Origin of the sequence: Mesorhizobium sp. M0145 (genome assembly GCF_040322355.1) — a bacterium.
Lineage (GTDB): Bacteria > Pseudomonadota > Alphaproteobacteria > Rhizobiales > Rhizobiaceae > Mesorhizobium.
The window spans coordinates 1-9384 of record NZ_JAMYTK010000055.1 but is presented as its reverse complement, the minus strand read 5'-3'; the positions used below and the strand labels follow the sequence as shown (position 1 = coordinate 9384).

Here is a 9384-nt window from a genome sequence, read left to right as displayed (position 1 = left end):
CTCCGCTAAACACGGGGGCTGCGCGGCGGACACGCCGACGTCACCGCAATGCCACGCCATTTTGCAGAACTTGACGCACACAACTAAACCCAGCTTGCCTCCGCCACATAATATTTCATGCCTCTCTCATGGCGCGGGATTCCCCTGTGCCACAACGCCGGAGGGGCAGAATGCTCGAGTTCTATTTTTCCTATTGTGGGGTGCTCAAGCGCCTGCGTAGCGGTGCACTCGGTGGCGAGATGGATCGCCTCGCGGAGCATTTTTTCACCCTTGGTTACAAGCGAGCGTCCGCCAAGATTTACCTGAGCCGGATTGCGCGCTTTAGCCAGTTTGCCGCAACGCGCTGTGGTCGGATGCCGATCCATCAAGATGTCGTCGACAGCTATTTATGCACGTTTACTACGGATTCTCCACGCATTGGGGCAGCATCGGCGCTGCGACATGCACGGCGAGTGGCTCCGGAGCGCTTCATTGCTTCCCCTCCCAAGGTAGATGATGATCCGGATACTCCGCTTCTGACCTCATTTTCCGACTATTTGCGCAAGGTGCGAGGACTTGAGCCGAAGACCCGCGAAGGCGTTCTTCTGGGAGGCCGCCGCTTTCTGGATTGGTTCCGCCATCACCATCCCGGTCAAGACCTCGAGGCATTGACGGCTGAGCACGTCCTTGCTGCTGTCGAGCATCGGCTGTCGCTATCGGCGACCACCGGCACCCGCACGGCAGCGACTTCTCACATCCGAACATTTCTTCAGTTTTTATGTTGGGCTGGCCACCATGACCAGGATCTCGACCGCGTCGTCCCAAGGACGCCTCATTGGCGTTTGGCGCATTTGCCGCCGCGCCTTGCATGGGATGACGTTCGGCGCGCAATAGATGCGATCGGCGCAACGACGCCGGTCGACATCCGCGATCGAGCCGTCCTGCTGCTACTCGCCACCACGGGCATTCGCAACGGCGAGCTACGCGCCATTCAGCTGCAGGATATCGACTGGCGTGCTGGCGAGGTTTCTGTCCGACGCACCAAGGGCAAGCGGGATCGGGTGGCGCCGCTGCTCGAGGAGACTGGCGCTGCGCTCGCCGACTACGTCCTGCGCGCTCGACCGAAGGTGGATAGTCCGTATCTGTTCCTGTCCTTCACGCCGCCCGTGGCACCGTTCAAATACGCGTCGCCTGTTTCGAGGATCGTGCGGAAGCGCTTGCGACATGGCGGGGTTGAACTCGGGCAGGTCGCAGGTGCGCATCTCCTGCGCCACAGTCTTGCCACCCAGCTCGTCAAGCAGCGAAGGCCGATCAGCGAGGTCGCCGATCTCCTGGGACACCGCAGCATCAACACAACGGCGCTGTACGTAAAGGTCGCGACCTCGCAACTTGCCGAGGTCGCACTCCCCTTTCCAGGAGGCGTGGCATGACCGCCTTTGCCCGATTCCTCCGCGAGAAGGCCGAGTGTTACATCGAGCTACGCCACTCCCTCGGCTATGCCTTCTGCAAGCAAGCCGGCACGTTGCGGGCTTTCGTGAGGTACGTTGAGCGAGCTCAGTTCGATGGGCCCGCCACTCGAACATTGGCGCTGGATTTCGCGCTGTCGTTCAGCGGCGCCGCGAACAGCCGCGTCACTCGTCATGGCGTGCTCCGCCGGTTTTACGAGTATCTCGCCGTCTACGACGCGCGAACCGAAGTCTTGGAGCGCAGGGCTTTCCCCCGATCCAGAGCGATTCCGCCTCCGCGTATTCTCAGCGAGGCTGAGTTGACGTCACTCATCGACGCATGCGCCCGCATTTCGCCTAGCATTCCTGTGCGAGGGCGGACGATGGCGACGCTGATCGGATTGTTGGCGAGTTCGGGGCTGCGATCGGGCGAAGTAGTCGGGCTTGATCGTTCCGACGTTGATCTCACCAACGGGGTTCTCCTCGTTCGGAAGACAAAGTTCCGCAAGGATCGTCTCGTTCCAGTTCACACGACAACCCAGGCTGCCCTTGGTTGCTATGCCCGTGAGCGCGACGCCGCTTTCCCCATACCCAAGGATCAGGGCTTCTTCCTCAGTTCCCGGGGCAATCGCCTCTCGGCGACCGGCCTGCAAAACGGCTTTGCCGAGGTCCGTAAACCTCGCCGACTTTGATGGCGGTAAGCCGTTAAGGCCGCACGATCTCAGGCACCGGTTTGCCGTGACCCGCCTCAGCCTCTGGCACCAACAGCGCGCAGACGTTCAGGCGCTATTGCCATTGCTCGCCACATATCTCGGCCACGCCAGTTACAGCGACACGGCCTATTACCTCACGGGCTCGGCGGAGCTCCTCGCCATCGCGGCTGAGCGTGCCGCCCTCGATGGAGGCGCAGCATGAGCGAACATTTGCTCCTGGCCCCGCTCCTGGAATCCTATTTCCGCCGGCGCCTGACCAAGCAGCGGAACGCGACTCCCGCGACCGTGGCCAGCTATCGGGACGCCTTGCGCATGCTGATCCTCTTTGCCGCCGCCCGATTGCGGAAGAAGCCGGCGGCGTTGGCACTCGAAGAGCTTGATCGAGACCTCGTTCTCGCTTTTCTCGACGAACTCGAGGAGAAGCGGAACAATTCCGTCACCACGCGCAACGCCCGCTTGGCCGCGATCCGATCTTTCTTCCACCACGTCGCTGCCGCCGACCCGGCGTCCTTCGGCGTCGCCCAACGCGTGCTGACGATTCCCATTAAACGGACGCACATTGAGGTGACGTACCACCTCACCAGGGCCGAAGTGGACACCCTCATCGCGGCGCCTGATCCAAAGACGTCCCGTGGTCGGCGCGACCGCGCCTTTCTGCTCTTCTTGGCACGGACCGGCGCCCGGGTCTCCGAAGCCATCGGCGTCAACGCAAACGACCTTCAGTTGGAGCGGCCGCACCCGCAAGTGCTGCTGCGCGGCAAAGGGCGCAGAGACCGCGTCGTCCCCATTGCTAAGGACCTGGCGCGGGCGCTGACATCCTTGTTGAGCGAGCGCGGGATCGCCCATCACGAGCCGCGACCGATATTCGTCGGCGCCCGCAACGAGCGTCTGACTCGTTTCGGAGCGACCCATATCGTACGACGTGCGGCCGCCGACGTCGTGGCTATCAGGCCGGCCTTGGCCGACAAGCCCATATCGCCGCACATCTTCCGGCACTCCCTCGCCATGAAGCTTCTCCAGTCCGGCGTGGACCTTTTAACGATCCAAGCCTGGCTCGGGCACGCACAGGTCGCCACGACCCACCGCTATGCCGCCGCGGATGTCGAGATGATGCGCAACGGACTCGAGAAGGCGGGCGTCGCCGGCGACCACGGCGTGCGTTTCCGACCGAACGACGCCGTTCTGCAACTGCTGAACTCCATCTGAATATTATGTGGCGGAGGCAAGCTGGGTTTGGCCGGCCCGAAAGGGGTCAGGGCGGCTCCGCCACATAATCTCGCCCGACGCATAAGAATGGATCCGAGCCGGCATCGCGCACCAGTGCCAAGAGGCCGTCGGGACCTTTTCTAAAATCGACGGGATGACTGGCGACCAACACCTTCACGCCAGCCGGGATCATGCCTGGCGAACCGCCCGGATAATCCGCACCAGCTGCTCCTCATTGATATCGGCACCGGCGCGAATGACCACGCCACCCAGCTCGATCTCCACCGACGCAGACGCTGTCGGCGTGACCTCGACAAAGCCGAGCCGCTCCGCATCCCTGTGTGGCGTGACCGCACCGCTCTTGATCGCCTTGCTCCGCCAGCCGAACAGCTGGGCCGGCGCCATCCCCGCTTGTCTGGCAATGGCCGATACATTCGCGCCCGGCTTCAGTGTCGCCTCGATCAGCCGCGACTTCGCTTCCGCCGACCAGCGCCGCCGCGGACGCTGCGGGCTTGCCTCCAGTCGGTTGGCAACCGCTTCAAGAACATGGAAACTTCTATCATCAGGCATAGGCGCAGACATAGAAATTGACACTGCAAGCTCCTCGGCTCCTTGCTTCAGTGTCAGTATGTCTCGCTCATCACCTCAAGCCGCGCCAGATGGGGTCAGCTTGGCGCTTACGTTCTGGATGCTCGCGGTCCTTGCTTTCGTGAGCCCTCTTGCGCAACAGGGACGCAGCCTCGCCACCCTAATGCCCCTGACGGTGGTGGCACAGTATCAATGGTAGCATCCTCAACCCGTTCCGTCAGGTGAAAAATCTGCGCGCTTATACCGCCGTCATGCCCATGGCGGGTGGTGGAACATTGGTGCTCTCGGAATCCTTCCACCACTATCTGGGCACGGCCAGAGCGCAGGCTCGTGCGGCCGGCCTTGAGGTTGGTGCCCCGCTGGTCGATCTCACTGGCGGCTCGCCGACCCTGCTCTATGTGCTTGAGGCGCGATTTTCAGCCTCTACCAGTTGGTGGCGGAACTGTCTGGATGGCAAGGAGAATCCTCGCTTTCCTGGCCAGCCGCACCAGCCGCTCGCGGGCGCGATGGATGAGCTTGGCGTCGGTTGGGAACATGACATTCTTGGGTTGAACCGTCGTGTCGACGATGCCGGCGCGTGTCCTGCGGTTTCATCGCCGCGGTCTTGACCGCAATGCTGAGGCTTTCCTGCAGCAGGGCTGCGATCCGCTCCTCGCCCATGCGGCTCCGCCAGCGCGTCATCGAGGGGCGGTCGAACGGCAACTCGTGACGGAAGAACTCCTCGCCGCACAGATACTGGGAATACGGGTTCTCGAACCAGCGCGCACACAGCGCCTCGTCCGACAGGTTGAACGTGTGCTTGAGGATGGCGAGCCCCGCCATCAGCCGCGTCGGCAGCGGCGGCATGCCCGGCCCGTCGCAGTAGACCGCGCCGAAGCGCGCCTCCAGTACCGGCCAGTCGATGGTGCGGGCCAGCCGCACCAGCTCGTGGTTCATGTTGAGGATTTGATCAAGCCGGGCGCGGAACAGATCCTGTTCTCCTGTCTCGCGCCGCTCGCGTGGTCTGGCCATTGCCTGGCTCCGATTCACTGGGAACAAAGCAGTGAAATCACGCTTCGCCAGGCGGCGAAATCGCAAACTGGATGCAAGAAAACTATCCACAAACTGGCCGCTACCTGCAGTTCCGAAATCCGCAAATCGGGCGATTCCTATGGAATATCAGCAGCTTCCGAATTCTTCACGGTCGACTTGCTTGTCTATGCGGATCAGCGACTGGCTACTCCTGCGTTCGCGGCCTACCTCGTCAACGACTTCGCCTCCCAGACGATTTCCATCCCGACCCGTCTGAAGGCAGCTTCGACAAAGCTGCGGACCGAATGCGTCTTGCCAGTCGCGAGCACAAAATCGTCAGGCTCTTGGTGCTGTAGGATGAGCCACGGTAAATTCGGGGGGCTCGAAAGAGAATTGCACGTGGCTTTGAGCAGCGAGATTGTAGATTGGGCTGCATGTTCTGCAGGAGACGGATTAGGTTTGTCGCATCCGTCATGTCGTCGTAATGCAGGACCATGTATCGGGATAGCCCTCGTGCGGGTCTTGAGAGTGGTCGATGCGTTGGGTATTCCCGATCAGCGAGGCCCGCTGCGGTCAGGCCACGCACCATGTAGCCTTTCGAAAGCAGCGGACGGCGTGCCGTCGCAACGGCCCAGAAACTCATATAGGGGATCGTTGTGGCAGACGAACGGACTTCCCGATCAAAATCGATGGTGTGGTCACCTACTGCCAAAACGGTCACCAAATCCGACGCCTACACGGTTGCGGATGTCATGGGGATTTCTCCCCCTTCCATCTAAACGAGCAGTCCATGACGGCTTCACGGTTTGGCACGGAGGCCGTGCACGGCGCTCTGGTCATTAGCCGGCTGTCGACCGCCGCCGGGATGGCCAACGAAAAATATCCCACGTGTGAAGACGAGACGCCGCTTTCAGACGAGTATGACTGCATCCGCCTGACCAAGCCGGTGTTCTTCGGCGAACGCTGACGGAAATTATCGCGACTCCGAGATAGGCGTCGAACGGAGGCGCACGATCTCCAAAACCCGCGTCGTCAATCAGGACGACGTACTTGTCGCAGCAGAAAATCATATCATGCAATGGTTCCGGCCAGAAACCATTCGTGTTGCTACTCTAGGAACTGCAACACCCACCATGCTGCTGTTCAATGGTCGAATCGCCTGTCACACCTGAGCCGGCGTAGGCGCCAAGTTGCTAATTTCGTCGACTGCTAGGCGCTTTCGTGGGCGATGACTGGATGCATCAACTACCAGATTCCGTAGTATCGGCACTTGCCCAAAAACTCTAGAAACGATTTTGTTGATGCCATTGCTCGAGAGGCATCAGCATGCAGAGCAATGTGACGAACCGGAGGTCTCGAAGTGCATCTGTGCAGCAGATGGGCTGGCGCGCAAGTGCGGTCTGCATTTTTAGGCAAAACCTTTTAGGAGCCTATCGGTTGGCAGAAGATTTTCCGGAAAGTCACCGGAATATCCCAATCTTTCGTCAGGAATGTTCCGGTCTTCCATGTGAAACGGAAGAACAACCACCAACCAACAAAATGCATTTAATCGCTCTCTCATTGAACGCAATGCCCAAGTGCAGAGGGAACCTAAAATGAATATCGAAGCTTTCACTGCTCATGAGTCCAACGTTTGTCGCTATGGACGGTCATTTCCCACAGTCTTTGCGAAGGCCCTTGGGGCTACAATCTGGGACGAGACCGGTAGCCCATATATCGATTTCCTCGTAGGGTCCGGCGCACTCAACTACGGACATAACAACCCCAATATTATTGCACCAGCAATCGAATATCTGGTTGGAGACAACATTCTTCTATCGCTGGACATGTATACGGCGGCAAAGCGTGAATTCATCGAAGTGTTTGTGGATTCGATCCTGAAGCCGAGAGGCCTTTCTTACAAGATACAGTTTCCTGGACCGACCGGCACAAACGCTAACGAAGCGGCGCTGGCGCTGGCGCGAAAATATACCGGCCGCTCAAGCGTCATGGCCTTCACAAATGCGTTCCACGGCATGTCGCTCGGCTCCCTGGCGGTGTCGGGTTCGGCGTCAACCAGGGAGCTGGGCGGCGTTGCTCGCCATGATGTGATCCGTGTCCCCTACGACGCCTACCCCACGGAAGCTTTCGATTCCGCTAGCTACATCGACTATGTTTTAGGGGACCCGGGGAGTGGCATAGAAAAGCCAGCCGCAATCATTCTGGAGACTATCCAGGCAGAAGGCGGCCTGAACACTGCATCTGCAGCATGGCTCACAGAAATTCAGCGCATTTGCCGTACGCACGGCGTCCTCCTGATCGTCGACGACATTCAGGCAGGTGCGGGACGAACGGGCGATTTCTTCTCGTTCGAGTTCGCGAAGATCGACCCCGACATTGTATGCCTTTCGAAGTCCCTAAGCGGTTCAGGTAGTCCGTTCTCCATTGTTCTGATTCGCCCCGACTTGGACATTTGGAATCCTGGAGAACATAGCGGGACCTTCAGAGGCAACAATCTCGCCTTCGTGACTGCAGGGGCCATGTGCAAAATGTGGTCCGGTAGGCAGTTTACTGCAGGCGTCGAGCGCACAGCCGTCAAACTGCAAAGACACCTTGATCGCCTCGTTGCCAAATTTCCCAAGTGCATCGAACAAAAGCGCGGCCGCGGTCTGATGGCCGGCCTCAAGTGCCGTTCGCAGGCTGTTGTCGGCCGTGTGCACGATGTCGCGTTCGAAAATGGCCTGCTGATCGAATCTTCAGGACCAAATCGCGACGTCATCAAAGTCCTCCCACCGATAACCATCACCGATGACGAACTCGATCATGGCATCGCCATCCTTGATCACGCACTAAAGGAGCAAGCCAATGGAGACTAATCAAGTATCCCACGCCCCAGCCATCTCGCCTGTCGAGATCAGAGAGCGAACCGGCTCGATCAGCACTGCGGAGATCATCTCAGTCCTGAAAGGTGAGATCACCGCTCTGCACATCAAGCAAGCTTTCAGCACCGAAATAGCCGAGGAGATCACCGCGAACTTCAGTGGCAGTCCCGGTCTCAAGGAGCGTAAGGATGGCGTCCCCGGACAATATGTCGGCGCATCCCACTACAGGAAGGATGCAGCCACCTATTTCGCAGAGGCGGAAACTGCGCGACCGTACGTCGACGCCCTTTTTGAGAATCTGGTTGATCCCGTCCGAGCATTATTCGCGGCGTTGAAGCGCGAGCTTCGCAAACAGGGCATTGAATTGCGGCTGGCCCGTTCGGAGCACGGTCAGGCTAATGTTTGTCGCGCTCTCAGTTGGTCTGGTAGCGGCACATTCTCCTTGGACCCCCACGACGACGTCGCTCAAGTGTTATGTGCTGGGAACGGTTACGAGCTTTCTGCGGTGGCGCACAACACCGTCGCAGCACTCAACTTCTATCCCAGCATGCCCGAGGAGGGTGGCAATCTGCGGCTCTGGAGCCACAAGCCGACGGTCACCGACCGAAAGTCTCAAGGTGTGGAGACTACGGGCTATCCGTACTCGGCAGCCTATCTCGAGGGCGTTCCTTGTCGCGACTTCCAGCTCAGGGCGGGGGATATCGGCCTGATCGATGGCGGTTTCGTTCACGGGGTCACCGGTCAATCAGGCAACGGAAAGCGTCGCTTGGTGCTGAATAGCTTTTTCGGGTTTGCGCGGCCCGATCTTGTTCTCTGGTGGACCTGACGTTGGATGCCGCAGCGACTGATCGGCTTCCCCCGGCAGTTTAAAGCGTCAACATCCATCGTAACTGCTCTGTCCCTGAAAACTGGATCGTTCGAAAGTGGAGTTTTCTGCGCTAATGTCCCTTGGCTGCGAGGGCGGAAGACGATGAAGGCATCGAAGCTTTCGGACGCAGAAGGGGTTTATTCTAAAGCGGGGAGGGACTGGATTCCTGTTGCCGAGATCTGTCGGCGGCTGGAATCAGTCAGGCGACCTACTTCAACGACGGACTGCTGCGGCGAGCCCGAGCAGATGGTCAAAGCGCTCATCGAGGAGCTTCGCCGCGAATTCCGCGCGTTTCAACGGCTCCATCTCCGAGCACTATGATCGGATCCTGGGCACGGTGTGGCATCTAGTCCGCGTCATGCTGGGTGTAGACAAGTCGCTGATGACGGCGGCCCGCAGCATGGGTGCGCAGCCCTTCGCCGCCTTCTGGGTGTTCGTCCCGCTCAGCCTGCCGGAGCAGCGGTGCCCTACTTGTGTACTTGCCTTGGCTTTTACATCGCGCCTGCCGTCCTGATGTTTGATCCCAGGTTTTGATGGGGTATCCTTGTCGTCAGAATCAAGGGATCTCGCATCCACATCACCAGGGCCCCAGGGAAGGCTCCCCCGACCCGGCAAGCCTGCCGTCCGTGCAGTTGTGTGCGTCAAGTTCTGCAAAATGGCGTGGCATTGCGGTGACGTCGGCGTGTCCGCCGCGCAGCCCCCGTGTTTAGCGG

Annotated in this window: 8 protein-coding genes and 2 pseudogenes; 6 read left to right on the top strand and 4 right to left on the bottom strand. The window is 59.7% G+C overall.

Annotated features, from left to right (window positions below):
• Nucleotides 1-170: 170 nt before the first annotated feature.
• The 3 genes from NKJ28_RS32700 (at nt 171) to NKJ28_RS32690 (ending at nt 3343) form a co-directional block, all read left to right on the top strand.
• On the top strand, nt 171-1409 hold the full coding sequence (locus NKJ28_RS32700; RefSeq protein WP_352638566.1) for a site-specific integrase: 1239 nt from the start codon (nt 171-173) through the stop codon (nt 1407-1409).
• A complete protein-coding gene (locus NKJ28_RS32695) occupies nt 1406-2116 on the top strand; it encodes a tyrosine-type recombinase/integrase (protein ID WP_352638565.1) in 711 nt (236 codons plus the stop codon). The genes NKJ28_RS32700 and NKJ28_RS32695 overlap by 4 nt, the downstream gene beginning before the upstream one ends.
• A 219-nt stretch (nt 2117-2335) precedes the next feature.
• Nucleotides 2336-3343: a tyrosine-type recombinase/integrase gene (locus NKJ28_RS32690; RefSeq protein ID WP_352638564.1), complete on the top strand. Its 1008-nt coding sequence runs from the start codon at nt 2336-2338 to the stop codon at nt 3341-3343.
• A gap of 189 nt (nt 3344-3532) precedes the next feature.
• Here the strand turns inward: NKJ28_RS32690 and NKJ28_RS32685 are convergent, their stop codons facing one another.
• From NKJ28_RS32685 to NKJ28_RS33130, 4 genes and pseudogenes are all read right to left on the bottom strand, one after another.
• Nucleotides 3533-3913 carry a transposase gene (locus NKJ28_RS32685; RefSeq protein ID WP_245274633.1) on the bottom strand — a complete coding sequence of 127 codons (381 nt, stop codon included), beginning with the start codon at nt 3911-3913 and terminating at the stop codon, nt 3533-3535.
• Between the two features lie 473 nt (nt 3914-4386).
• Nucleotides 4387-4942, bottom strand: a pseudogene (locus NKJ28_RS32680) (transposase); the annotation flags it as partial.
• A 224-nt stretch (nt 4943-5166) separates the two neighbouring features.
• Nucleotides 5167-5271: a hypothetical protein gene (locus NKJ28_RS33135; protein ID WP_502902256.1), complete on the bottom strand. Its 105-nt coding sequence runs from the start codon at nt 5269-5271 to the stop codon at nt 5167-5169.
• Between the two features lie 37 nt (nt 5272-5308).
• Nucleotides 5309-5585 (bottom strand): annotated as a pseudogene (locus NKJ28_RS33130) (GDP-mannose 4,6-dehydratase); the annotation flags it as partial.
• Nucleotides 5586-5732: 147 nt separating this feature from the next.
• Here NKJ28_RS33130 and NKJ28_RS32670 point away from each other — a divergent pair.
• The 3 genes from NKJ28_RS32670 to NKJ28_RS32660 all read left to right on the top strand — a co-directional run bounded on the left by NKJ28_RS32670 (nt 5733) and on the right by NKJ28_RS32660 (nt 8629).
• Nucleotides 5733-5909: a hypothetical protein gene (locus tag NKJ28_RS32670; RefSeq protein WP_352638563.1), complete on the top strand. Its 177-nt coding sequence runs from the start codon at nt 5733-5735 to the stop codon at nt 5907-5909.
• Nucleotides 5910-6537: 628 nt separating this feature from the next.
• The gene (ectB, locus tag NKJ28_RS32665; RefSeq protein ID WP_352638561.1) at nt 6538-7797 is read left to right on the top strand and encodes a diaminobutyrate--2-oxoglutarate transaminase; all 1260 of its coding nucleotides are present in this window, start codon (nt 6538-6540) and stop codon (nt 7795-7797) included.
• A complete protein-coding gene (locus tag NKJ28_RS32660) occupies nt 7787-8629 on the top strand; it encodes a 2OG-Fe(II)-dependent halogenase WelO5 family protein (protein WP_352638560.1) in 843 nt (280 codons plus the stop codon). Before ectB ends, NKJ28_RS32660 begins: the two co-directional genes overlap by 11 nt.
• Nucleotides 8630-9384 lie beyond the last annotated feature (755 nt).

Excerpts from the sequence above, each read along its gene's own strand:
- NKJ28_RS32690 (WP_352638564.1), top strand. The coding sequence starts at position 2,336 with ATGAGCGAACATTTGCTCCTGGCCCCGCTCCTGGAATCCTATTTCCGC.
- NKJ28_RS32660 (WP_352638560.1), top strand. The coding sequence starts at position 7,787 with ATGGAGACTAATCAAGTATCCCACGCCCCAGCCATCTCGCCTGTCGAG.
- ectB (WP_352638561.1), top strand. The coding sequence starts at position 6,538 with ATGAATATCGAAGCTTTCACTGCTCATGAGTCCAACGTTTGTCGCTAT.
- NKJ28_RS32670 (WP_352638563.1), top strand. The coding sequence starts at position 5,733 with ATGACGGCTTCACGGTTTGGCACGGAGGCCGTGCACGGCGCTCTGGTC.
- NKJ28_RS32695 (WP_352638565.1), top strand. The coding sequence starts at position 1,406 with ATGACCGCCTTTGCCCGATTCCTCCGCGAGAAGGCCGAGTGTTACATC.
- NKJ28_RS32700 (WP_352638566.1), top strand. The coding sequence starts at position 171 with ATGCTCGAGTTCTATTTTTCCTATTGTGGGGTGCTCAAGCGCCTGCGT.
- NKJ28_RS32685 (WP_245274633.1), bottom strand. The coding sequence starts at position 3,913 with ATGCCTGATGATAGAAGTTTCCATGTTCTTGAAGCGGTTGCCAACCGA.